Source organism: Cellulomonas sp. Marseille-Q8402 (genome assembly GCF_965119525.1).
On sequence record NZ_CBCPLX010000001.1, the window covers coordinates 2,343,898 to 2,366,341 of the forward strand.

The following is a 22,444-nucleotide window of genomic DNA, read 5'->3' on the forward strand; positions in this document are numbered from 1 at the left end:
CCAGAAGAACGGTCGAGGCCGCCCGGGACGCACGTCGCCGGCTCAGAGGATGCTGCACGAGTCACCCCCCGTGCTGACCGTCCCCGAGACGATCTGCCACGTGTAGGCGGCCTCGGAGCCTGTTCGGGTGGTCTTGGTGACGTTGGTGCCGGTGCCCTTGTCCCAGGACCGGGCTCGTGTCACGTCGCGGTGCGTGGTCGCGCCGGTGGTCTTCGAGGTGATGACGTGCTGGCGCCCGCTGGGGCACCGAGCCGCATCTCCGCGCTTGTCGTCTGCCGCCGCAGGAAGAACCCCCACGGTGCCGAGGATGAGCAGGGACGCGAGGGCTCCCGCTGCGACGGAGTGTCGAGATCGCATGTCGAACCATTCCTTCGAGGTGGACGGTCGTCCCGGAAGGGACATGACGTGCGGCTGACCTGACGCTGCGGGCGGCTGCAGCAGCCGCACCTCACCAGGCACAAGAACGCTATCCACGGGTTTCAGGAATGGACAACCCCATCTTCTGGCGCACGCCATCCGGAACATTTCGGCATTTTCTGCGCGTCGTTCGGCGCCGGCCGACGTGAACGCGTGCGGGACCGCCGGCTCCCGTCGCAGCAGCGCGAGCCCTAGTCTCGACGGCATGGCCCGGTTCTTCGACGTCCACCCCCACGACCCGCAGGCCCGCTCGATCGGCCAGCTGGTCGCGCTGCTCCGCGACGACGCGCTGATCGCCTACCCCACCGACTCCGGGTACGCCCTCGGCTGCCGCATGGAGAGCCACACCGGCGCCGACCGGATCCGGTCCATCCGGCACCTGGACGACCGGCACCACTTCACGCTGATGTGCGCCGACTTCGCCCAGCTCGGGCAGCTCGTCCGCCTCGACAACGCGCCGTTCCGCGCGATCAAGGCGGCGACGCCCGGGCCGTACACGTTCATCCTCCCGGCGACCAAGGAGGTGCCGCGGCGGCTCGCGCACCCCAAGAAGAAGACCGTCGGCGTCCGCATCCCCGACAGCCGCGTCGTGCAGGCGCTGCTGCGGGAGCTCGGGGAGCCGCTGGTGTCCTCGACGCTGATCCTGCCGGGCGACTCGGAGCCGCAGACCGACGGCTGGACCGTCAAGGAGGAGCTCGACCACGTGGTCGACGCCGTGGTCGACGCCGGCGAGTGCGGCACCGAGCCGACCACGGTCGTCGACTGGTCGGAGGGCTACCCCGACGTGGTCCGCGTCGGCGCGGGCGACCCGGACCGCTTCGCCTGACGTGCCCGTGCCCGCGCTCGCCCTCGAGGTCGTCATCGGCGCACGAGGTCGTCGGTCCTGCGGGACGACCTCGTGCACGAGTGACGACCTCACGACGGGGCGGCACCGGTGAGCGGGCCCGACGACCCCGGGTTCCCCGCCGCCACGGCGCCGCGGGCCCGGGACCTCGCCGAGCTGGACGGCGCCCTCGTCGAGTGCCGGGCGTGCCCGCGGCTGGTGGCGTGGCGCGAGCACGTCGCCACCGTGAAGCGCGCCGCCTACCGGGACCAGGAGTACTGGGCCCGGCCCGCGCCGGGGTTCGGCGACCCCGACGCCGCCGTCCTGGTGGTCGGCCTGGCTCCCGCGGCGCACGGCGCGAACCGGACGGGCCGGATGTTCACCGGCGACCGGTCGGGCGACTTCCTGTTCGCCGCGATGCACCGCGTCGGGATGGCGTCGCAGCCGACCTCGACGCACGCCGGCGACGGCCTCACGCTGACCGGGGTCCGGATCACCGCGCCGGTGCACTGCGCGCCGCCGGACAACAAGCCGCTGCCCGAGGAGCGGCACCGGTGCGGCCCGTGGCTCGCCCGCGAGCTCGAGGTCGTCCGGCCGCGGGTCGCCGTGGTGCTGGGCGCGTTCGGCTGGGACGCGCTGCTGCGCACGCTCGCCGAGCAGGGGTGGGCGGTGCCGCGACCGCGACCGCGGTTCGGCCACGGTGCCGAGGCGGTGCTGGACCACCCCGGCACCGCGGACCGCCTCACGGTGCTCGGCTGCTTCCACGTCAGCCAGCAGAACACCTTCACGGGCCGCCTCACGCCGGAGATGCTCGACGCGGTGCTGCTCCGCGCGCGGGAGCTGGCGGCCTGACGACGCCTGCTCAGCTGAGCGGGCGGCCGCCGGTCACGCCGATGCGGTCGCCGGTGATGTAGCTCGACTCCTGGCTCGCGAAGAACACGTACGCCGGCGCGAGCTCGGCCGGCTGCCCGGCGCGGCCCAGCGGGGTGTCGGCGCCGAACTCCTGCACCTTCTCCTCCGGCATCGTCGCCGGGATCAGGGGGGTCCAGATGGGCCCCGGGGCGACGGCGTTGACCCGGATGCCCTGCTCGGCGACCTGCTGGGCGAGCGCCTTCGTGAAGTTGAGGATCGCCGCCTTGGTCGCCGCGTAGTCGATCAGCTGCGGGCTGGGCTGGAAGGCCTGCACCGAGGTGGTGTTGATGATGCTCGCGCCCGCTCGCAGGTGCGGGAGTGCTGCCTTGGTCACCCAGAACAGCGCGTAGACGTTGGTCTTCATCGTGCGGTCGAGCTGCTCGGTGGTGAGGTCGAGCAGGCCGTTGTCCTGGGACATCTGGTACGCCGCGTTGTTCACGAGGATGTCGAGGCCGCCCAGCTCGGAGACCGCGCGCTCGACCGCCTGCCGGCAGAACTGCTCGTCGCGGAGGTCGCCCGGGCAGGTGACGGCCTTGCGACCGGCGTCCTCGACCAGCCGCACGGTCTCCTGCGCGTCCTGCTCCTCCTCGGGCAGGTACACGATGGCGACGTCGGCGCCCTCGCGGGCGAAGGCCAGGGCGACGGCGCGGCCGATGCCGGAGTCGCCGCCGGTGATGAGCGCCCGCCGGCCCTCGAGCCGGCCGGAGCCGACGTACGAGTCCTCGCCGTGGTCGGGCTGCTGCTGCATGTCAGCCGTCAGGCCCGGGTGCTCGAGGTCCTGCGCGGGCTGCTCGGGCTGCGGGTGCTGGCTGGTCGGGTCCTGGGGAGTCGTCTGGTCGCTCATGCTCATCCATCGTCCGCACTCCCGGGCCGAGCGCCACCGGAGCGGGTGAACCGTCGGCGTGTCACCGGCCGGCGCGTCGTCCCGAGTTGCCGCGCGCCCCGGCTCCCGCGCACAGTGGCCCCGGCCGTCCGCACGCGTGCCCGGCACGTGCACGTGGCACGCACACCGGCCGCACAGGCTCCCCGCAGGCGGAGCCCTAGGGTGGCGGTCCGGACCGCGAGAGCAGGAGAGACGTGACCGAGGACGAGCAGTACGTCGAGATCTGGGGCGACCGCGTGTCGATGCGCGACCTCGTCGTGGCGCTGGCCGTGGTCGCGGCTGCGACGGTCGCGGCGGTGCTGATCGGGCGGGCCCTGGACGGGTCGGAGTTCTTCTGGGGCCTCGGCGGCTCGGTCGTCGGGTTCGGCGGCGCGGTGGCGCTGGTGCGCCCGAAGCGGGACGTGCGCATCGTGGCCGACGACGACGCGGAGGCCGGCCGGCCCGCCGACTGAGCCCGACCTCACACCCGGCGCACCCATCCGGGCCCGCGCCCCGCACCGAAAGACCTCTGTGGACCTCTCCCTGCTGCTGCCGATGGTCGGCGCCGTGCTGGCCGCCGTCGCGCTGTACACCCTGATCGGGTTCATCCCGGGGACCGACGAGACGTCGGTCCTGCTGCCGGTGACGCTGGCCCTCGTCCTCGCGGGCACCGACCCGCAGATCGTGCTGGCGTTCTTCATCGCCGCGGTCGTCACGCTGAACCTGACCAACTCGATCCCCACCGCGCTGGTCGGCCTGCCCGGGGGCGTGCTGTCCGCCCCGATGATCGACCACGCGCTGCAGCTCAAGCGGGAGGGCCGGTCCGCCGAGACGATCCGCAAGATGGCCGCGGGCTCCGTCGTCGGCACGCTCGTGGCGATCCCGCTGGCCCTGCTGATCGCCCGGGCCATCACGCCCCTCGCCGACCAGCTGCGGGAGTACGGGTCGCTGCTGTTCGTCGGCGGCGCCGTCGTCCTGGCGCTGCTCGGGCGGAACAAGGTGCTGTCGCTGCTCGCGATCATCCCGCTCGGCCTGCTGTTCCAGGGGGTCCAGGCGCTCTACCGGCAGACGGGCGTGCTGCCGGAGGACGGCACCATCACGGTGTCGTTCTTCCTGTCGATCACCGCCGGCCCGCTGCTGCTCAGCCTGACCACCCTGCTGAACCCCACGCTGCGGGCGGCGCTGCCCCGCGCCGGGCGGACCCCCGTGCGGATCACCCGGTCCGAGCTGAAGGGCGCCCCGCTGAGCCCGCGCCGGCTGCTGACCCGTGCCGAGCTCGGCACCAGCGCCGCCGTGTCCGCCGCGTCGACGCCGCTGTTCTTCCTCAGCCCCGTGGCGCTCACGCTGCTCATGGGCGAGGCCGCCGGCGGACGGGCGAAGCAGCCGGCCGAGCGGTCGTCCCGCGCGGTCACGGCGATGGCCGCGCTCGCGCACTCGACGTACCTGGCGGGCGTGATCATCCCGCTGCTCGCGATCGGCCTGCCCCTGTCCCCCGTGGCGGTCGGCCCCGCCAACGCGCTGTTCAACGCGCCCCCGGTGCTGACGCTCGACGACAACCTGCACCACATGCTGACCACCGGGCAGTTCGTGGTCGCGGTGCTGGTCGGCGGCGTGCTCGCGCTGGTGCTGTCGTACGTGCTGGCCGTGCGCTACTCGTTCCGGCTGACCGCCGTCGTCACCCGGTACGTGCCGCACGAGGCCGTGCTGGCGCTGTTCGTCGTCTTCGTCCTGCTCCTGGCCTACCTGGACGCAGGGATCGTGAACGTCTTCGCCGTGCTGCTCGTCGGGCTCACGTGCGGCACGCTGAACCGGTTGGGCGTCAACTTCGGGGTGCAGTTCATGTCGCTGTACGCGGCCCCGTGGTTCGTCGCCCACCTGATGTGAGGAGCAGGACCATCCCGAGCACGCACCCGCGCAGCACCGGCACCGGGCACACCCGCGCCAAGGCGATCCTGGTGGGCGAGCACGCCGTCGTCTACGGCGAGCCCGCCATCGCGCTGCCCCTGGCCAGCCTCCCGATGCGCGCCACCGCGCGCCGCGAGGACGGTCCCCTGACGCTCGAGTCGGTGCTGTACTCCGGCCCGCTCGCCGACGCGCCCGAGCAGCTCGCCGCCCCGCGCGCCGCCGTCGAGGCGACGCTGGACCACCTCGGGATGCCGCACACCGGCATCGTGCTGTCGACCGAGTCGACCATCCCCGCCGCCCGCGGCCTGGGGTCGAGCGCCGCCACCGCCGGGGCGCTCGCCCTCGCGCTGGCCGACCTGGCCGGCCGGGCGCTGACCAAGGCGGAGCACTTCGACCTCGTCCAGGTCGGCGAGCGCGTCGCCCACGGCAGCCCGAGCGGGCTCGACGCGTGCACCACCGCCTCGACGGAGCCGGTCTGGTTCCAGGCCGGTGAGATCCGGCCCCTCGACCTGCAGCTGCGCGCGCACCTCGTCGTCGCGGACACCGGCGTGCACGGCCGCACCCGGGTCGCCGTCGCCGACGTCCGCTCGTTCCGCGAGCGGCACCCCGCCCGCGGGGCGGAGCTGATCGCGGAGCTCGGCCAGATCACCCGGGACACCGTGGACGACCTCGCGCTCGACCGGCCGCGGGAGCTCGGCGCGCGGATGACCCGGGCGCACGGCGCGCTGGCCGAGCTCGGCGTCTCGTCCCCGGAGCTCGACCGGCTGGTCGGCGCGGCCCTCGCGGCCGGGGCGCTCGGCGCCAAGCTCACCGGCGGTGGCCAGGGCGGATGCCTCCTGGCGCTCGCGGCCGACACCGCCTCCGCTGGTAAGATCGCCGCTGCCCTGCGCCGCGCGGGCGCGGCGCGCACCTGGTTGCACCGGACCGACGCGCGGCATCCCGCCGCTCCCGCCCAGGTGTCCCTCGGATGACGAACTCCGCGACCGCCGTCGCGCACGCGAACATCGCCCTCGCCAAGTACTGGGGCAAGCGGGACGAGGTGCTGGCGCTCCCCGCGACGTCCAGCCTGTCGCTGACCCTGGACGCCTTCCACGCGACGACCACGGTCACCCTGGACCCGGACGCGGCCGAGGACACGGGCGTGCTCGACGGCCGTCCCATGTCCGACGGCGAGGTCGTGCGGGTGCGGCGGTTCCTCGACCTGGTCCGGTCGCTCGCGGGCTCCGCGGTGCACGCCTCCGTGACGTCGGCGTCCACCGTGCCCACCGGCGCCGGCCTGGCCTCGTCCGCGAGCGGGTTCGCGGCGCTCGCCGGTGCCGCGGCCACCGCCTACGGCCTGGACCTCGACCCGCGCGCGCTGTCCCGGCTGGCCCGGCGCGGCTCCGGCTCGGCCGCGCGGTCCGTCTTCGGCGGCCTGGTCGTCTGGCACGCGGGCACCGACGACGCGTCCTCGTTCGCCGAGCCCGTGCCCGGCGGCGAGGCCGGTGGCGCGCTCGACCCCGCGATGGCGGTCGTCGTGCTGGACGCGGGCCCCAAGTCCGTGTCGAGCCGGGTCGCGATGCGCCGGACCGTCGAGACCTCGCCGTTCTTCGGCGCCTGGACCGAGGCCACCGAGCGCGACGTCACGCTCATGCTCGACGCCGTCGCGGCGGGCGACCTCGCCACCCTCGGCGAGCTCGCGGAGTCGAACGCCCTGCGGATGCACGCGACGATGCTCGGCGCGCGGCCCCCGGTCCGGTACTGGACGGCGCACACCGTCGCCGTCCTCGACCAGGTGCTGGCGCTGCGCGCGGACGGCCTGCCCTGCTGGGCGACGATCGACGCCGGCCCGAACGTCAAGGTGCTGTGCGCCGGCGCCGACCTGCCCGCCGTGGCCGAGGCCCTGTCCGAGGGCGGCACCCGCCGCGTCGTCACCGCCCGGCCCGGGCCCGACCTGCGCGTGACCGCCGGAGGTGCCGCGTGATCGAGGTCTCCGCGTCCGGGAAGCTGTTCGTCGCCGGGGAGTACGCCGTCGTCGAGGCCGGGTACCCCGCGGTGCTCGTGGCCGTCGACCGGCACGTGACCGTCCGGCTCGCGCCCGCCGAGGGCGCCGGCTCCATCGCCTCCGACCAGTACGGCCGCCTGCCCGTGGTCTGGCGCCGCGACGGCCACCGCGTGGTGCTCGACCACGACAGCCGGCCGTTCGACTACGTCCTCGCCGCCATCGACGTCGTCGAGCGGTTCGCCGCCGAGCAGGGCCGCACGCTCGGGTTCTACGACATCACCATCTCCTCCGAGCTCGACGACCAGTCGGGCCGCAAGTTCGGCCTCGGCTCGTCGGCGGCCGTCACCGCGGCGACCGTGCGCGCGCTCGACCGGTTCTACGAGCTGGCGCTGCCGACCGAGCGGCTGCTGCGGCTCGCGCTGCTGGCGACCGTCGCGGTCAACCCGATGGGCTCCGGCGGCGACGTCGCGGCCAGCCTCTACGGCGGCTGGATCCGGTACGCCGCGCTCGACCGCGAGTGGCTGCGCTCCGCCCAGGCCGCCGCGCAGGACTCCGGGGCCGCCCGGCCGCTGAGCGCGCTGCTCGAGGCGGACTGGCCGGGTCTGTCCGTCCGCCGGCTGCCCACGCCGCGGTCGATGCGGCTCGTCGTCGGGTGGACCGGCGTCCCGGCGTCGACCACGCGCCTGGTCGAGGCGATGCAGTCCCGCAAGGGCGCCGCCGAGAGCCACTACCCCGACTTCCTCGCCGCCTCGCGCGCGTGCGTCGACGCGCTGGCCGACGCCATCGAGCGGGACGACGCCCCGGCCGCCAAGGAGCAGATCCGGCGGGCGCGCGGGCTGCTGACCTCCCTGGCCGGTGCCGCGGGGGTCGACATCGAGACGCCCGCGCTGCGCACCCTCTGCGAGACCGCGGAGAGCGTCGGCGCGGCCGCCAAGTCCTCTGGCGCCGGCGGTGGTGACTGCGGCATCGTGCTGGTGGACGCCGACACGGACCTCGAGCCGATGCTGCGCGACTGGGAGCTGTCCGACGTGCGGCACCTGTCGCTGCGGGTGCAGCCTCCGCGGGAGGAGGCCCGGTGACCACCGACGACACGCACCTGTCCGCGCAGGACGCCCGCCGCAAGGACGACCACGTCCGGCTGGCGATCGCGCAGCACGCCGAGCCCGGGGCCCACGACTTCGACCACGTCCGCCCGATGAACCACCCGCTCGCCGCCGGCGACCGGTCGCGGGTCTCGCTGCGCACCGAGGGCCGGGTCCTGGCCTGGGACGTGCCGCTCTACATCAACGGCATGACGGGCGGCACCGCCTACACCGAGACGATCAACCGCGCGCTGGCGCTCGCCGCCCGCGAGACCGGCGTCCCGATCGCCTCCGGGTCGACGGGCATCCTGCACCGCGAGCCCGCGGCGATCCCGTCCTTCCGGGTGCTGCGCGAGCTCAACCCCGACGGCTTCGTGCTGGCCAACGTCAACGCGAACCTCTCGCCGGCCCAGGCGCGGCGGTCCGTGGAGATCCTCGAGGCCGACGGCCTGCAGGTCCACGTGAACCCCGCGCAGGAGATCGTGATGCCGGAGGGCGACCGCGACTTCACGCGCTGGGCCGACCACATCGCCGCGATCGTCGACGGCGTCGGCGTCCCCGTCGTGGTCAAGGAGGTGGGCGCGGGCATGAGCCGCGGCACGGTCGCCCAGCTCCGCGACCTCGGCGTCGCGGCGGTCGACGTCTCCGGACGCGGCGGCACCGACTTCACGGCCATCGAGTCGGCGCGCCGCGACGACGGCGGCATGGACTACCTCGCGGCGTGGGGGCAGTCGGCGGTCGAGGGCCTGCTGGACGCGTCGTCGGTGCCGGGCGTCGACCTGCTCGCGTCCGGCGGCGTGCGGCACCCGCTGGACGTGGTCCGCGCGCTGGCGCTCGGCGCGACCGCCGTGGGCGTGGCGGGCGGCTTCCTGCGCGTGCTCCTCACCGACGGCGAGGCGGCGCTCGTGGAGCGGATCCGCACCTGGCTGACGCAGGTCGGCGACATCATGACGCTGCTCGGGGCGCACTCGGTGGCGGACCTGCGGCGGGTGGACCTGCTGATCACCGGTCCCGTGCGCGAGTTCTGCGAGCTGCGCGGGGTCGACGCGGCGGCGTACGCGCGGCGCAGCGGCCTCTGAGGGGACGCGCAGACCGGCGGTCACGCGGGGAAGACGCAGAACTCGTCACCCTCCGGGTCCGCCAGCACGGTCCAGCCGTCGTGCCGCGCGAGGACCGACGCGCCCCGCGCCACCAGGGCGTCGACGCCCGACGCGAGGTCCGGCACGGTCAGGTCGAGGTGCAGGCGGTTCTTGCCCGTCCTCGGCTCCGGCACGCGGGTGAACCACAGCCGCATGCCCGTGCCGGACACCGGCTCGACCAGGACCGACGGGTCGTCCTCCGGGTCGTCCACGCCCGCCGCGCGCAGGCGGTCGAGCTCCGCGTCGTCGTACGGGGCGACCCGGTAGCCGTCGAGCGTGGCCGCCCACCACCGTGCGAGCGGCGCGGGGTGCTGGCAGTCGACGACGACGTCGCGCAGTGCGGCCATGCGGTCGAGCGTACGTCTGCACGTCGTCGGCCCTTTCTGCTCAGCACCGCGCCCTCACGTGTCGATAGGTCTCCTGGGGTGAGGGAGATGGATCTGGGCACCGGCACCGACCGGACCGCGCGGCGCGCGCGCCGGCGGGCACTGCGACGCGGCGAGGCCGCGGAGCGCGGCGTGCCCTCGGCGCGCCCCGAGGTCGACCGCACCGACGACTGGTTCGACTCCTGGCTCCGGGGCAGCGCGGCCGAGGCGGCGGGCACCACCCGCGCGCTGGCGAGCGCCGCACCCGCGGGCTGGGTCGTCCTGCGCGACCTGCACCGTCCCGGTCGCACCCGCACGACCGTCGAGCACGTGGCCGTCGGACCGGGCGGCGTCGTCGTCGTCGAGACGCTGCGCTGGGGCGGCGAGGTCGCCGTCGTCGACGGCACCCTGCGGCACCAGGGCTACGGTCGCACCCCCGAGGTCAGCGCGGTGGCCGACGCCGCCGGCGCCGTCACCGCCCTGCTCGCACCCACGCACCGGCTGGCCGTGCACGCCGTGCTCTGCCTCGCCGGCCGGGACCTCGAGCCGGTGGCGGCCCGGGGCGGCGGGACCGTGGTCGGGGAGCCGCAGCTCGCCGCGCACCTCTCGGCCCTCCCCGAGCGGTTCACGCCGGAGGACGTCGCCCTCGTGTCCGACTACCTCGTCGCCGAGCTGGGCGGTGCGGCGAGTCCCGAGCAGCTGACGGTGGACGACGTGTTCCGCCCGTCCGCGGTCTGGCGGTCGCCGGACGTCGCGACCCGGCCCGCACCCGCGCGCGGCACGAGCCGGCCGTCCGACCGGGTCCCCCCGTACGTCCAGCCCCGCAACCACGCGGTCGCCGGCCTGCACGACCAGGCGGACGCCGCCGTCGACGGCCCGGAGTCCGCGCCCGCCACCCGCGCCGGCACCGGGGACGGGATGCTGCGGCTCGGCCTGGCGGTGCTCGGCCTGCTGACTGCGGGCAACTTCCTGCTGGCCTGGCTCGACGCCGCGGGCTGACCCCGGCCCCGCACGGGTCTAGCGTGGCGGCATGGGCGACCTCGTGACTCCCGAGCAGTTCCGCGCGGCCGACGGCGTCGACGACTGGCGGGTCGGACCCGGCGGCGCGACCGCGCGGTTCCGCACCGGGTCGTTCGCGGCCGGGGTCGAGCTGGTCGACGCCGTCGGGGAGCTCGCCGACGCGGCGGACCACCACCCGGACGTCGACCTGCGGTACCCCGCCGTCACCCTGCGCCTGGTCTCGCACGACGTCGGCGGGCTGAGCGCCCGCGACGTGGCCCTCGCCCGGCAGATCTCCGCCGCCGCGCGCGAGCTCGACATCACCGCCGACCCGCCCGTCGAGCCGGAGGTGGTGCTGGACGACCAGGGTCGCCCGGAGCCGGTGATCGACGGGGACGAGATGACGACGCTGCTCGGGTTCCTCGACTTCCACCGCGCCACGCTCGAGTGGAAGACGCGCGGGCTCGACGCCGCGGGTCTCGCCGCCGCCCTGCCGCCGACGACGATGACGCTCGGCGGCCTGCTCAAGCACCTCGCGTACGTCGAGGACGACTGGTTCTCCCGCACGCTGCACGACCGGGGGCGCGCCGAGCCGTGGCGGTCCGTCGACTGGTCCGCGGACCGGGACTGGGAGTGGCACTCGGCGGCGGACGACGACCCCGACGAGCTGCGGGCCCTGTGGCGGTCGTCGGTCGAGCGGTCCCGGGAGCTGCTCGCGTCGGCCCTCGCGGCGGGCGGGCCCGACGCCCCCGTCGCGCGGAGCTGGCCGGACGGCCGCGCGCCGAGCGTGCGCTGGGTCGTCACCCACATGGTCGAGGAGTACGCCCGGCACAACGGGCACGCGGACCTGCTCCGCGAGGCCGTCGACGGCGAGGTCGGCGAGTAACGGGTGTGACCTGCGTCACGACCGCTCCGTCGGCGGAATGACCACCGACCGCGGCGCCGTTCCGGTCTGGCGTGAGCCTCCTGATGTCTCCCCTGACCCTGCGCGGCACGACGTTCCGCAACCGTGCCTGGCTGGCGCCGATGTGCCAGTACTCCGCCGACGGCGACGGGGTGCCGACCGACTGGCACCTCGCCCACCTCGGCGCCCGCGCGGTCGGCGGGTTCGGCCTCGTGCTGACGGAGGCGACGGCCGTCGTCGCCGAGGGCCGGATCTCCCCGCAGGACGTCGGCCTCTGGAACGACGAGCAGGTCGCCGGGTGGCGCCGGATCACCGACCTCGTCCGCAGCCGGGGCGCCGTCGTCGGCGTCCAGCTCGCGCACGCCGGGCGCAAGGCGTCCACCTACCGCGGGTTCGGCGAGGGCCACGGCACCGTGCCGGCCGAGGCCGGTGGCTGGGAGACCGTCGGGCCGTCGGACCTCGCGTTCGCCGGCTACGCCGCCCCGCAGGCGATGACCACCGAGCAGGTCGAGGCCGTGCCGGGGCAGTTCGCCGCCGCGACCCGCCGCGCGCTCGACGCCGGGTTCGACCTGGTCGAGGTGCACGCGGCGCACGGCTACCTGCTGCACCAGTTCCTGTCGCCGCTGTCCAACGCGCGCACCGACCGGTGGGGCGGCACGCTCGCCGACCGCGCCCGGCTGCTGCTCGACACGGTCGACGCCGTCCGCGCGGTGCTGGGCGAGGACCGCCCGCTGCTGGTGCGCGTCTCGGCCACCGACTGGACCGAGGGCGGGCTGACCGTCGAGGACGTCGCGCAGGTGTCCGTCTGGCTGCGCGAGCACGGCGTGGACCTGGTCGACGTGTCGACCGGGGGCAACGTGCACGCGACGATCCCGGTCGGCCCCGGCTACCAGGTGCCCGCGGCGCGCGCGATCCGGGACACCGCCGGGGTCGCGACGTCGGCGGTCGGCCTCATCACCACCGCCGAGCAGGCCGAGCAGGTCCTGGCCGAGGGCTCCGCGGACGTCGTCATGCTGGGCCGGCCCGCGCTGTTCGACCCGCACTGGCCGCTGCGCGCCGCGCACGCGCTGGACGACAAGACGCCGGTGCTCGAGCACGCCGGCGACGCGGCCGCGACGGTCCTGCCGGACCAGCCGACGGGCTGGCCGGTCCAGTACGCGCGGGGCTCCTGGGCCTGACGCTGCGGCGCGCACCCCACATCCGCGAGTGAGCGCGGGACGCGGCGAGCGAGCATCCCGTGGGTGCCCGCTCACCGTGTCCCGGACCCGCTCGGCGTCTCAGCCGGTCAGCACCGCCGACCCGATCGCCAGCACCAGCGCGATCGTCGCCAGCACACCCACGACGATCGCGAACACCGCCCGGCCGCGGCCGTGCCCGCCGGCGTTCCCGCGGCGCATCGCCCACAGGCCGAGGCCGAGCGCGACGGGGCCGAGCGGCCACACCAGCAGGGCGAGCAGTGCGACGTAGCCGGCGACGATCGACTGCCAGGACCGGCCCGTGGGCACCAGCCAGTGCACCGGGTCGCGCGGGCTCTCGCCGACGCGCGGGGGCTCGGGGTACCAGGCGGTGGCGGGCGGCACCCAGCCCGGCGCGGCGGCGTGCGGCTGCCGCACGGGCGCCGGGGCCGGGCCCGGACGGCGTGCGTGCGCGGGCGCGACGACCCCCGCGGCGGTGTGCGCGCCGACGCGGGCGGGCAGGTCGGCGTCGGCGGCGGGTGCCGCGACAGGCACGGCTGCCGCGACGGGTGCCGCGGGAGCCGTCTGCTCCGTCCAGCCGGTGCCGTCGAACCAGCGCAGCACGCCCGACGTCACCCCGTCGGGGTACCACCCGGGCGGCGGGAGCGGCAGGGCCTCGGTCATGCCTCCCTCTCGGTACCCGGGCCGCCCGGCATGACCCCCGGACGACGGCTTCCCCCGTTCGGCGCAGCGCGCGATCTCGTAACCCGCCGGACACCTCCGGCGCGTACGTTCCCTCCACCGGTCGCGCCGCGGCGGCCGTCAGCCGGTCCGACGACCAGGAGGGGGCCCGCCGGTGTTCGAGCACGTCGATCCCTTCATCGGCACGGAGGCGACCGCCCTCCCGCCGCAGTCCGGCCTCGCCGCCACGTGGTGGTGGCCCAAGCCGCAGGTCGGGAACACCCACCCCGGTGCCACGTACCCGCTGGGCATGGTGAGCGCCTGCGCGTACTCGGGCGCGTACCCGACGGGCTACGGGCGGTACGACCTGTCGACCGAGGGGCTGCCGCCGGAGCTGCACGGCTCGCAGCGCGCGTCGGGCTTCACGCACTTCCAGCAGTCGGGGACGGGCGCGATCCGCAAGTACTACAACTACGTGCGCGTCACCCCGATGCTGCAGCCCCTGGACGACCTCGGGCAGCTCTGGGAGGTCACGGACGAGCGGGCCGAGCCGGGCTACTACGCGGCGACGCTGGACTCCGGCATCCGCTGCGAGATCACCGTCGGCCCCAAGTCCGCCGTGCACCGGTACACGTTCCCCGCGCACCGCGACGCGCGGCTGGTCATCGACCTGAGCCTCGGCGGCCTGGACATCCCCTACGGGCGCACCGTGCCGCTGCGGGCGCACCTGGAGTCGCTCGAGCCGGGCGTCGCCCAGGGCGAGATCACGGTGGAGGGCGCGCCGCTGGCCATCCACGTCGAGTGCGACACCCCGCACTGGCGGCAGCTGCTCTGGTACGACCGGCGGCTGATGCCCGGCGGCACCCGGCTGGACTTCGACCGGATCCGCCCGACCACCCTGCGGCCGTTCGGCCTGATGTGGGCGGGGCCGACGGAGCCGGGTCAGGTCGTCGAGCTGCGGTTCGGCTTCTCGCTGCGCGGGGTCGACCAGGCGCGGGCGAACCTGCAGCGCGAGTGCGGACCCGGGCCGTCGTCGTTCGCCGAGCGGCGGGCGCGCACGGCGCACACGTGGCGGCAGCACCTCGGCAAGGTGCAGGTCGACACCCCGGACGCCGGCAAGCAGACCGTGATGGCGACGGCGCTCTACCACTCGCTGATCAAGCCGTGCCTCGCCCCGGACGAGAGCCCGTTCTGGCCGACGGACACGCCGTTCGCGTACGACATCGCGACCATGTGGGACATCTACCGGACCCAGCTCCCGCTGCTGACGGCCCTGGTCCCCGACAAAGCGGTCGAGCTCGCGACAGCGATCCTGCACATCGCCGAGGAGGAGGGGAACTTCCCGATCGGCTACCGCATGGCACGCGGCGCGGACCGGTTCTCCCGGCAGGGCAGCGCGCTCGCGCACACCTTCCTGGCCGACCTCTGCGCGCTGGGCCTGCCGTTCGACTGGGACTGGGCGCTGGTGCACCTGCACAACGACCTGCGCCGCACGTACGGCGAGGAGTTCCTGCTGCACGGCCGCACGCACCCGATCAGCCACACCCTCGACCTCGCGTTCGGGTACTTCTGCACGTCGGTGATCGCGCGGCAGGTGGGCGACCGCACCCTGCTGGACCAGTTCGCGCCGCTCGCCGGGCGGTGGCGGAACGCCTTCGACCCCGGGACGGGGCTGCTCCGCGACTCCACGTTCTACGAAGGCGGCCGGTGGAACTACTCGTTCCGGCTGCTGCACGACATGGCGGCGCGGATCGACCTGGCCGGCGGCGACGACGCGTTCGTGGCGCTCCTGGACCGGTTCTTCGGCTTCGGCGCCGACCCCGTCACGCAGCCGGGGCTCGCGCCGAGCGAGGACGAGATGCTCGCGGGGTACGGGCTGCACCGGTTCGAGGGCCTGAACAACGAGCCGGACATGGAGGCGCCCTGGGCCTACCAGTACGCCGGCCGGCCGGACCGCACCGCCGAGGTCGTGCACGCGGTGGTGCAGCAGCAGTTCGGCACCGGCCGCGGCGGCCTGCCCGGCAACGACGACTCGGGCGGCCTGTCGTCCTGGTACGTCTGGGCGTCGCTGGGGCTGTTCCCGGTCGCCGGGCAGAATCTGTTCCTGCTCAACGCACCGGCGTGGCGCGAGGCCCGGATCGACGTCGGCGGCAAGGCGTTCACCGTCGAGACCTCGGGGTTCGTCGAACCCGAGCCGGACGGCCCGGCGCAGCACGTGCAGCGCATCCGCCTGGACGGCGTCGAGCTGGACCGCACCTGGCTGACCGGCACGGAGCTGCACGCCGGGGGTCGCCTGCAGGTCGACCTGGGCCCGGAGCCCGGGCCGTGGAACACTGCGGCCCGGCCGCCGTCGCACAGCACCACCCCCTCATCGACCGCCCGCACGACCCCTCCCGGAGGCACGCCGTGACCGACACGACGCTCATCACCCCGACCGACGGCGCACCGCCGCGCCGCGTCGACCGCCGCCTCGTCATCGTGGTCCGCGCGGACCCGGTGATCTGCGGGCACTCGGGCGAGGCCCGCAACCTGGCCGAGGCCGCGCTGGACCGCGGCTTCGACGAGGTCCGCATCGTGACCTGGCCCATCGACCGGCTGCAGGCGGCGGGGCTGCCGCTGAAGCCGCTCGACCGGGTCATGCCGTACCGGGAGGGCGTGATCGTCGAGCGGCCCGACCCCGTCGGCGACTACAAGGTGCCGGACGGGCGGTACGTCGCCGGCCTGATCGGCCGCCTGGTCGAGCTGTTCACGGACGGCGTGCCCACCGTCGCGCTGTCGCTGTACCTGAGCCCGCACGCGACCGCGGTCGCCGACGCCGTGCAGGTCGCCCGGCGCACCGGGCTGCCGGTGAACGTCACGACGGTCGCCGAGGCCGTCGGCTCCGACGTCACGAACGTGGTCCGCGCCGCGGTGGAGGCCGACCGGTTCGGCGCCGCCGCGCACGTGCTCGTCTCCTACCTGGAGCACGACGTGTGCCTCGCGGTGTCCGAGTACACCCGCGACCTCATCATCAGCGAGGCCGAGGCGGTCGACGCGAAGCACGGCACGACGTTCGCCGCGCAGTGCCGGGAACGGGTGCGCATCTCCTACCCGGCGGTCGACGTCGCGCAGTACCTCGCGCGGGACGACGCCGAGACCGACGCCCTGCTCGCGGCCCGGGGGCTCGACCGCGACGGCTACGTCCTCTACCTGTCGCGGCTCGCGGCGGCCAAGGGCGTCGACGACCTGATCGACGGCTACGCCGCCAGCGGCGCCCCCGGTACCCACCGGCTCGTCATCGCCGGCAACGGTCCCGAGGCCGCCCAGCTGCGCGCGCACGCCGCCGCGTCGCCGGTCGCGGACCGCGTGCTGTTCCTCGACGACGTGTCCGACGACGAGAAGCCGCACCTGATGGCCGGCGCTGCCGCCTACGTGCTGCCGAGCAAGCCGCGGCCCGAGTTCGTGGAGACGTTCGGCATCGCGCTGGTCGAGAAGATGCTGTCCGGCGGCGGACCGGTCATCACGACCGACACCGGCGGCATCCCCGAGGCCGTCGGCGACACGGCGATCATCGTGCCGGTCGACGACCCGGCGGCGATCGCGGCGGCCCTGGACCGGTCGCTCGGCCTGGCGCCGGAGGAGCGCGAGGAGTGGGCGACGGCCTCGCGGGAGTTCGCGCTGCAGTTCGACCGCACCGTGGTGCTGGACAAGATCCTCGAGGCCGTGGCGGAGGTGGTCCCCGCGGTGTGACCCGCCGTGCGCGCCGACGAGGCGCCGCGAACTGGGGCTGGACAGCGCAGAGCGCGGTGTGGCTAGCGTGTGCGGGGTCGATCCGCCGGCCGCCCCGAGGGATCGTCTGTGACGACCTGAGGAGTCGCCGTGCAATCCACCGTCAGGATCTGGACCCAGGAGGAGATCGCCGAGCGTCGCGTCACGCTCCTGGCTGAGTCAGGGCTCGACCTCGAGACGCTCCGGGAGCGGGGCGAGACCTATCAGCTCTCCCCCGAGCAGGACGCGATCCTGCGGGAGCTCAAGAAGCTCGATTGGCTCGCCGGTGAGTGACGCCCGGGGCGACTACCCCACGCTGCACGGGCTCGCCGCGTCGTTCGCCTCGGACCTGGACGCGACGCTCCGTGGGGTCCTCCCGGCCGACCCCGTGCCGCTGACCGTGGAACGGTCGGACGACCCCGATCCATCGGTCCTGATCGAGCAGGCGCCGACCGCGGGCATCCCGCTGAGCGTCGACGGCGAGGTGGTGCTGCGGCTCCAGACGATCTTCCGGTGCGCCTGGGACCGCAGCCGGCGGTTCGCCGCCGTCCGGCAGTCCTCCGTCTCCGTCCTGGTGGACGGCACCCGGGAGCCCCTGTTCCGCTAGGACTACGACGCCGCGAGCGACGGGAAGGTCCCGGCCGCCCACCTGAACGTGCACGGACACCGCGACGAGCTCGTCTTCGCGATGATGGCTGCCGGTCCCCGGCACCGGGGCAGGGCCCGCGCCTCGGCCACGCGCGGTGGGCGCGTGCCGCGGGTGTCGACCCTGCACTTCCCGCTCGGCGGGCACCGGTTCCGCCCGGCGTTCGAGGACGTGCTCGAGATGCTCGTCCGCGAGTTCGGGCTGGACACCCGCGACGGCTGGGAGGACGCCGTCCGCACAGGACGGGAGCGATGGCGCGGCACCCAGCTGCGCGCAGCCGTCCGCGACGACCCGGCGTCGGCCGCGGCCGCGCTGGGCGACCTCGGCTACGCGGTCACCGCCCCGGCAGCCGCGCCGCCGGGGGACCAGCGAGATCGGCTGGTCGCGCTCTGACCCCGGCGTCGAGCCGGGCCGGGCCCGCGTCGGCCCGGCGTCAGGCGCAGTAGTCGCAGATGCCCGTCGCGGGCAGCGCCATCGAGCACGTCGGGCAGAGCGTGATGACCTCCTCGCGCTGCACGGTGCGCGGCTTCGCGGGCGCCGTCGACCGGGCACGAGGGGTGGCGGCGGCCCGCGAGCGCCGGGGTGCCGCGGCGGGGGCGGTCGCCGGCTCGGGGAGGTCGAACCCGCGCCGCCGCAGCAGCGCCTCGACCGCGGCGTCGCCGCCGTGGAACTCGTCGACGGACGCCAGCCGGCCGGTCGCGAACCGGTGCGCGACCCCGACGATCGCGAGGCTGGGGTACCGCTGCCCCTCGTGGTCGAAGGTGCTGCCGGTTGCCTGGGAGTAGCCGTAGACGCCCAGGAAGTCCTCGGCACCGCGGGTGTCGTGCTCGGCCATGGCCTGGAGGATGTGCTGTCGCGTCACGGCGGAGAAGGTCGCCACCCCACGACCCTACGTCGTCCGGGCGACCCTCCCCGCACGACGCCGCCCGCACGGCGCCCGCACGCCGCCCGCACGGCGCCCGCACCGGCGGGCGCGCGAGGCGTCCGGCCGGTGCGGGCAGGTGCCGGGACCGGTGCTGCCACCGGCTCAGGGCTCAGCAGCCGGACGGCATCTCCGGGAACTCGTCGGCCGGGACCTCGAAGTTCGCCTCGTACACCTCGGCCAGGCCGCCACCGGTCTGCTGCGAGCAGAGGAACTCGTCGAGCGCCGCGACCAGCCCGGTGTTGCCCTTCTGGACGGCCCACGAGCCGTAGCCGATGGCGAGCGGCTCGGGCAGGTCCGCCTTCTGGACCTGGCCGGGGTTGGCCTTCATGTACTGGGCGAGGATGTAGTCCTCGAGCACCGACGCCTGGGCGCGGCCGGTGGCGACCTCGAGCAGGGCCGCGTTCTGGTCGGGGAACCCGGAGACGGTCGCACTGCCGAACGTGTCCTCGGCGAGCTGCTGGCCGGAGCTGCCCTGCAGCGCGGTGATGACGGTGCCGCTCGTGTCGTACGCCTCGATCGTCGGGTCCGTCGTGTCCCCGTCGGCGACCGCGAGCACGCTGGTGTACGGCACGTAGGCGCGGGAGAAGTCGACGACCTGCTGCCGCTCCTCGGTGGCCGTCAGCCCGACCGAGACCAGGTCGAACTGCTTGCTCTGCAGGCCGGGGATGAGGCCGTTGAAGTCGAGGTTCTGGATCTCCAGCTCCACCCCGAGGTCGTCGGCGAGGGCGTTGAGCAGGTCCACGTCGTAGCCGGCGGGCTCGTTGTTCTCGTCGAGGTACATCTCCGGCGGGAACTGCAGGTTCATGCCGACGACGAGGGTGCCGGGGGTCAGGAGCCCGAGGTCGTCGCCGGCGGCGGTGGAGCCGTCGGCCGAGCCGGCGTCCGCGCTGCCGCCGCACGCGGCGAGCAGCCCGGCCAGAGCGAGAGCGGCACCGACGAGACCGGCACGTCGGGCGGGGCGTGAGTTCAGTCGCACAGGGGTGGTCCCTTCTCGGCCCGGCGCCGGGGGGTCGGCGCCGGCGTGGTCACACCGCAGCGGGCTCGCGGCGGTCGGTGGTGGTGGCGATGAGCTCGTCGATCCGCGCGCGCCGGCGGGCGCGCAGCGCGCGGGCCATCCGGCCCTGCGGCGGGCTGGACAGCAGCTTCTCGACCAGGCGGAACAGGAAGTCGACGGCGAACGCCGCGACGACGTAGATCCCGGCCGCGGCCGTGTAGAGCACGAACGGCTGGAAGGTGGTGCTCACCAGGTTCTGGGTGACGCGGACGACCTCGAGCAGGCCGATCACCGTGAAGGTGGAGGTGTCCTTGACCATGCCGATGAACATGCTGCCGACGTTCGGCAGCGCGATCTTGGCGGCCTGCGGCAGCGTGACGGAGAAGAAGATCCGGCCGGGCCGCAGCCCGAGCGCCTGGCCGGCCTCTTTCATGCCCGGCGGCACGGCCGTCAGCGCGGACCGGAAGATCTCGGCGAGGAACGCGCTGTACAGCAGGGACAGTGCGATGACGCCGGCCTGGAACACGGTGAACGAGATCCCGAAGGCCAGCGAGATGCCGAAGTAGACCCAGATGACGCTGACCAGGGCCGGGATGCCCCGGAAGACGTTGATGTACGTCGCGGCGATCCAGGAGAACGGCGCGCGCGCCATCCGCAGGAGCGCGAGCCCCATGCCGAGGACGACCGAGACGACGAGCGCCGTGGCGGACACCCGCACCGCGACGAGCAGCCCGTCGACCAGCTCCTGCCGGTGGGTCCAGATCAGGGACCAGTCCATCACTTCACCGCCTGGAGGAAGTCACGTGCGCGCTGGCTGCGGCACTCGGTGTAGAACTCGCGGCCGCCGGTCTCCACGACCTGCCCGTGCTCGAGGAAGACGGTGAGGTCGCCGACCTCGCGTGCGAAGCCGATCTCGTGGGTGACGACGACCATCGTCATGCCCGACTCCGCGACCTCGCGGATGGTGCGCAGCACCTCGCCGACCAGCTCGGGGTCGAGGGCCGAGGTCGGCTCGTCGAAGAGCATCACCTGGGGGTCCAGGGCCAGGGCGCGGGCGATCGCGACCCGCTGCTGCTGGCCGCCGGACAGCTGCGCGGGGTAGTGGCCGGCCCGCGCGAGCAGCCCGACGCGGTCGAGGTCGTGCGCGGCGCGCTCCTCGGCCTCCCGCCGCTTCATCCCGCGCACCGAGCGCAGCGGGAGCGTCACGTTGTCCAGCGCGGTCAGGTGCGGGAACAGGTTGAACTGCTGGAACACCATCCCGACGGTCCGCCGCAGCTGCACCGCCGTCCCGCGCGGGTGGGTCGCGCCAGGCAGCCCCGCGGCGTACTCGTGCCCGTCGACGACGAGCGAGCCCGCCGTCGGCCGCTCCAGCAGGTTGATGCTGCGCAGCAGGGTGGACTTGCCGGAGCCCGACGGCCCGAGCAGCACGACGTGCTCGCCGGGGTGCACGTCCAGGTCGATGCCGCCGAGCACCTCGAGCGTCCCGAACGACTTGCGCAGGCCGCGCAGCGAGATGACGGGCCGGCGGTCGGCGGCGGCCGGCCCGTGGGCGGGGGCGGTGCGGGTCTCGGTCACGATGTCTCCCGGGTGGACGCTCATCGGGCACCTCCGTCGGTCGCCACGTACCAGGCGGTGAACCGGTCGACGCCGGTGGTCAGGTCCTCGGCCGACGACGCGAGCGACAGCCGCAGGTGGCTGCGGGCCGTCTGCCCGAACGCGGTGCCGGGTGCGAGCGCGACCCCGTGGCCGACCAGGTCGAGCGCCGCGGTCCGGGAGTCGACGCCCTCGGCCAGCGGCAGCATCAGGTAGAACGCGCCGGCCGGCGGGTCGACGGGGATGCCGGCGGCGGCGAGGCGCCCGACGACCAGGTCACGGCGCCCGCGGTAGGTCTCGACCATGGCCGCGACCTCGTCCTGCGGACCCTGCAGCGCGGCGAGGGCGGAGGCCTGGGACGCGGCGGACACGGACGACAGGAGCGGCTCCTGCACCCGCGCCAGGGTCGGCGCCAGCCAGGCCGGCGCGGTGAGGTAGCCCACCCGCGAGCCGGTCATCGCGTAGGTCTTGGAGAAGCTGAAGACGCTCACCACGTCGTCGGGGGCGATCGCCGCGGCGTTCGCGTGGGTGCCCTCGAACACGATCTCGTCGTAGACCTCGTCGGCGATCACGGTGACGCCGTGCGTGACGGCGGTCTCGACGAGCGCCCGGACCAGCTCCGGCTCGAGCACCGCACCGGTCGGGTTGGACGGCGTGTTCAGCACCAGGGCGCGGGTCCGCGGGGTGATCAGGCCGGCGACCTCGGCCGGGTCGGGCCGGAAGCCGCGCCGGGGGTCCAGCGGGTAGTGCACCGGGACGCCGCCGAGCAGCAGGGTCTGCATCTCGTAGTTGGGCCAGGCCGGGTCCGGGACCAGCACCTCGTCGCCGGGCTCCACCAGGACGGCCAGCACGGCCGCCAGACCCTGCACCGCTCCCTGGCTGACGATCACGCGCTCCGGGTCCTCGACCAGCCCGTACCGGGCGTGCAGCCGCTCGGCGATCGCCGCCCGGAGCGCCGGCACACCCGCGCTCGGCGTGTAGCGGTTCGCGGTGGCGAGGGCGGCGTCACCGGCCGCGACCACGTGCGCGGGCGTGGCGAAGTCGGGCTCACCGATCTCCAGGTGCACGACGTCCGTCCGCCCGTAGGCGAGCATCACGATCTCGCGGATGCCCGACCCGGGGACCGCGGCGGCCGTGCTCGCGAGGCGTCGCGCGCGGTCGAGCGGCGGGGGCGTCGGCGTTCGGGGCGCGGTGACGACCGCGGTCCGGGGCACGTTCATCATCTCTCTCTCCTCGGCGGCATCCGGCCTCCCGTCCGGGAGACCTCGTGCGGAGCCGATGCGGACGAACG

Annotated in this window: 25 protein-coding genes; 16 read left to right on the top strand and 9 right to left on the bottom strand. The window is 74.8% G+C overall.

Going from position 1 to position 22,444, the window contains the following annotated elements; translation table 11 throughout:
- Window positions 1–42 precede the first annotated feature (42 nt).
- Entirely contained in the window at window positions 43–183 is a 141-nt protein-coding gene (locus ACWPWW_RS10870) for a hypothetical protein (protein ID WP_454050313.1), read from the bottom strand.
- Between the two features lie 439 nt (window positions 184–622).
- Between ACWPWW_RS10870 and ACWPWW_RS10875 the strand changes: the two genes are divergently transcribed.
- Complete coding sequence (locus ACWPWW_RS10875; RefSeq protein ID WP_454050314.1) at window positions 623–1,243, top strand: L-threonylcarbamoyladenylate synthase; 621 nt, start codon at window positions 623–625, stop codon at window positions 1,241–1,243.
- Window positions 1,244–1,351: 108 nt separating this feature from the next.
- The gene (locus ACWPWW_RS10880; protein WP_454050315.1) at window positions 1,352–2,092 is read left to right on the top strand and encodes a uracil-DNA glycosylase; all 741 of its coding nucleotides are present in this window, start codon (window positions 1,352–1,354) and stop codon (window positions 2,090–2,092) included.
- Between the two features lie 10 nt (window positions 2,093–2,102).
- Here the strand turns inward: ACWPWW_RS10880 and ACWPWW_RS10885 are convergent, their stop codons facing one another.
- Window positions 2,103–2,996 (bottom strand): SDR family oxidoreductase, encoded by an 894-nt coding sequence (locus ACWPWW_RS10885; RefSeq protein WP_454050316.1) that lies wholly within the window; start codon window positions 2,994–2,996, stop codon window positions 2,103–2,105.
- A gap of 233 nt (window positions 2,997–3,229) precedes the next feature.
- Between ACWPWW_RS10885 and ACWPWW_RS10890 the strand changes: the two genes are divergently transcribed.
- From ACWPWW_RS10890 to fni, 6 genes are read left to right on the top strand one after another with little or no spacing between them, the layout of a single operon-like run.
- Window positions 3,230–3,487, top strand: a complete 258-nt coding sequence (locus ACWPWW_RS10890; protein WP_454050317.1) for a hypothetical protein — start codon at window positions 3,230–3,232, stop codon at window positions 3,485–3,487.
- Between the two features lie 58 nt (window positions 3,488–3,545).
- Window positions 3,546–4,898, top strand: a complete 1,353-nt coding sequence (locus tag ACWPWW_RS10895; RefSeq protein WP_454050318.1) for a tripartite tricarboxylate transporter permease — start codon at window positions 3,546–3,548, stop codon at window positions 4,896–4,898.
- A complete protein-coding gene (mvk, locus tag ACWPWW_RS10900; protein WP_454050319.1) occupies window positions 4,895–5,890 on the top strand; it encodes a mevalonate kinase in 996 nt (331 codons plus the stop codon). Before ACWPWW_RS10895 ends, mvk begins: the two co-directional genes overlap by 4 nt.
- Window positions 5,887–6,882 carry a diphosphomevalonate decarboxylase gene (gene mvaD, locus ACWPWW_RS10905; protein WP_454050320.1) on the top strand — a complete coding sequence of 332 codons (996 nt, stop codon included), beginning with the start codon at window positions 5,887–5,889 and terminating at the stop codon, window positions 6,880–6,882. Before mvk ends, mvaD begins: the two co-directional genes overlap by 4 nt.
- Window positions 6,879–7,982 (top strand): phosphomevalonate kinase, encoded by a 1,104-nt coding sequence (locus ACWPWW_RS10910; RefSeq protein WP_454050321.1) that lies wholly within the window; start codon window positions 6,879–6,881, stop codon window positions 7,980–7,982. The genes mvaD and ACWPWW_RS10910 overlap by 4 nt, the downstream gene beginning before the upstream one ends.
- The gene (gene fni / locus ACWPWW_RS10915) at window positions 7,979–9,064 is read left to right on the top strand and encodes a type 2 isopentenyl-diphosphate Delta-isomerase (protein WP_454050322.1); all 1,086 of its coding nucleotides are present in this window, start codon (window positions 7,979–7,981) and stop codon (window positions 9,062–9,064) included. Before ACWPWW_RS10910 ends, fni begins: the two co-directional genes overlap by 4 nt.
- Before the next feature lie 20 nt (window positions 9,065–9,084).
- On the opposite strand, the gene ACWPWW_RS10920 is transcribed toward fni, so the two are convergent.
- Window positions 9,085–9,471 (bottom strand): VOC family protein, encoded by a 387-nt coding sequence (locus ACWPWW_RS10920; protein WP_454050323.1) that lies wholly within the window; start codon window positions 9,469–9,471, stop codon window positions 9,085–9,087.
- A gap of 87 nt (window positions 9,472–9,558) precedes the next feature.
- Between ACWPWW_RS10920 and ACWPWW_RS10925 the strand changes: the two genes are divergently transcribed.
- From ACWPWW_RS10925 to ACWPWW_RS10935, 3 genes are all read left to right on the top strand, one after another.
- Window positions 9,559–10,488 carry an NERD domain-containing protein gene (locus tag ACWPWW_RS10925; protein ID WP_454050324.1) on the top strand — a complete coding sequence of 310 codons (930 nt, stop codon included), beginning with the start codon at window positions 9,559–9,561 and terminating at the stop codon, window positions 10,486–10,488.
- 31 nt (window positions 10,489–10,519) lie between these two features.
- Window positions 10,520–11,374, top strand: coding sequence for a mycothiol transferase (locus ACWPWW_RS10930; protein WP_454050325.1), 855 nt, complete (start codon window positions 10,520–10,522; stop codon window positions 11,372–11,374).
- 83 nt (window positions 11,375–11,457) lie between these two features.
- Window positions 11,458–12,570, top strand: a complete 1,113-nt coding sequence (locus ACWPWW_RS10935; protein ID WP_454050326.1) for an NADH:flavin oxidoreductase/NADH oxidase — start codon at window positions 11,458–11,460, stop codon at window positions 12,568–12,570.
- Window positions 12,571–12,669: 99 nt separating this feature from the next.
- On the opposite strand, the gene ACWPWW_RS10940 is transcribed toward ACWPWW_RS10935, so the two are convergent.
- A complete protein-coding gene (locus tag ACWPWW_RS10940; protein WP_454050327.1) occupies window positions 12,670–13,251 on the bottom strand; it encodes a DUF2510 domain-containing protein in 582 nt (193 codons plus the stop codon).
- A gap of 172 nt (window positions 13,252–13,423) precedes the next feature.
- On the opposite strand from ACWPWW_RS10940, the gene ACWPWW_RS10945 reads away from it, so the two are divergent.
- From ACWPWW_RS10945 to ACWPWW_RS10965, 5 genes are all read left to right on the top strand, one after another.
- Window positions 13,424–15,658 carry a glycoside hydrolase domain-containing protein gene (locus ACWPWW_RS10945; RefSeq protein ID WP_454050328.1) on the top strand — a complete coding sequence of 745 codons (2,235 nt, stop codon included), beginning with the start codon at window positions 13,424–13,426 and terminating at the stop codon, window positions 15,656–15,658.
- Window positions 15,655–16,977, top strand: coding sequence for a glycosyltransferase (locus ACWPWW_RS10950; protein ID WP_454050329.1), 1,323 nt, complete (start codon window positions 15,655–15,657; stop codon window positions 16,975–16,977). The genes ACWPWW_RS10945 and ACWPWW_RS10950 overlap by 4 nt, the downstream gene beginning before the upstream one ends.
- A 129-nt stretch (window positions 16,978–17,106) precedes the next feature.
- Window positions 17,107–17,289: a hypothetical protein gene (locus ACWPWW_RS10955; RefSeq protein ID WP_454050330.1), complete on the top strand. Its 183-nt coding sequence runs from the start codon at window positions 17,107–17,109 to the stop codon at window positions 17,287–17,289.
- Window positions 17,282–17,602 (top strand): hypothetical protein, encoded by a 321-nt coding sequence (locus tag ACWPWW_RS10960; RefSeq protein ID WP_454050331.1) that lies wholly within the window; start codon window positions 17,282–17,284, stop codon window positions 17,600–17,602. The genes ACWPWW_RS10955 and ACWPWW_RS10960 overlap by 8 nt, the downstream gene beginning before the upstream one ends.
- Window positions 17,603–17,755: 153 nt before the next feature.
- Window positions 17,756–18,034, top strand: coding sequence for a hypothetical protein (locus ACWPWW_RS10965; RefSeq protein ID WP_454050332.1), 279 nt, complete (start codon window positions 17,756–17,758; stop codon window positions 18,032–18,034).
- A gap of 40 nt (window positions 18,035–18,074) precedes the next feature.
- Here the strand turns inward: ACWPWW_RS10965 and ACWPWW_RS10970 are convergent, their stop codons facing one another.
- The 5 genes from ACWPWW_RS10970 to ACWPWW_RS10990 form a co-directional block, all read right to left on the bottom strand.
- Window positions 18,075–18,503, bottom strand: coding sequence for a hypothetical protein (locus tag ACWPWW_RS10970; RefSeq protein ID WP_454050333.1), 429 nt, complete (start codon window positions 18,501–18,503; stop codon window positions 18,075–18,077).
- A 172-nt stretch (window positions 18,504–18,675) separates the two neighbouring features.
- Window positions 18,676–19,542 (bottom strand): ABC transporter substrate-binding protein, encoded by an 867-nt coding sequence (locus ACWPWW_RS10975; protein ID WP_454050334.1) that lies wholly within the window; start codon window positions 19,540–19,542, stop codon window positions 18,676–18,678.
- A 49-nt stretch (window positions 19,543–19,591) separates the two neighbouring features.
- The gene (locus tag ACWPWW_RS10980) at window positions 19,592–20,338 is read right to left on the bottom strand and encodes an amino acid ABC transporter permease (protein ID WP_454050335.1); all 747 of its coding nucleotides are present in this window, start codon (window positions 20,336–20,338) and stop codon (window positions 19,592–19,594) included.
- Entirely contained in the window at window positions 20,338–21,159 is an 822-nt protein-coding gene (locus ACWPWW_RS10985; protein ID WP_454050336.1) for an amino acid ABC transporter ATP-binding protein, read from the bottom strand. The genes ACWPWW_RS10980 and ACWPWW_RS10985 overlap by 1 nt, the downstream gene beginning before the upstream one ends.
- Window positions 21,156–22,376 carry a pyridoxal phosphate-dependent aminotransferase gene (locus tag ACWPWW_RS10990; RefSeq protein WP_454050337.1) on the bottom strand — a complete coding sequence of 407 codons (1,221 nt, stop codon included), beginning with the start codon at window positions 22,374–22,376 and terminating at the stop codon, window positions 21,156–21,158. Before ACWPWW_RS10990 ends, ACWPWW_RS10985 begins: the two co-directional genes overlap by 4 nt.
- Between the last annotated feature and the right edge of the window lie 68 nt (window positions 22,377–22,444).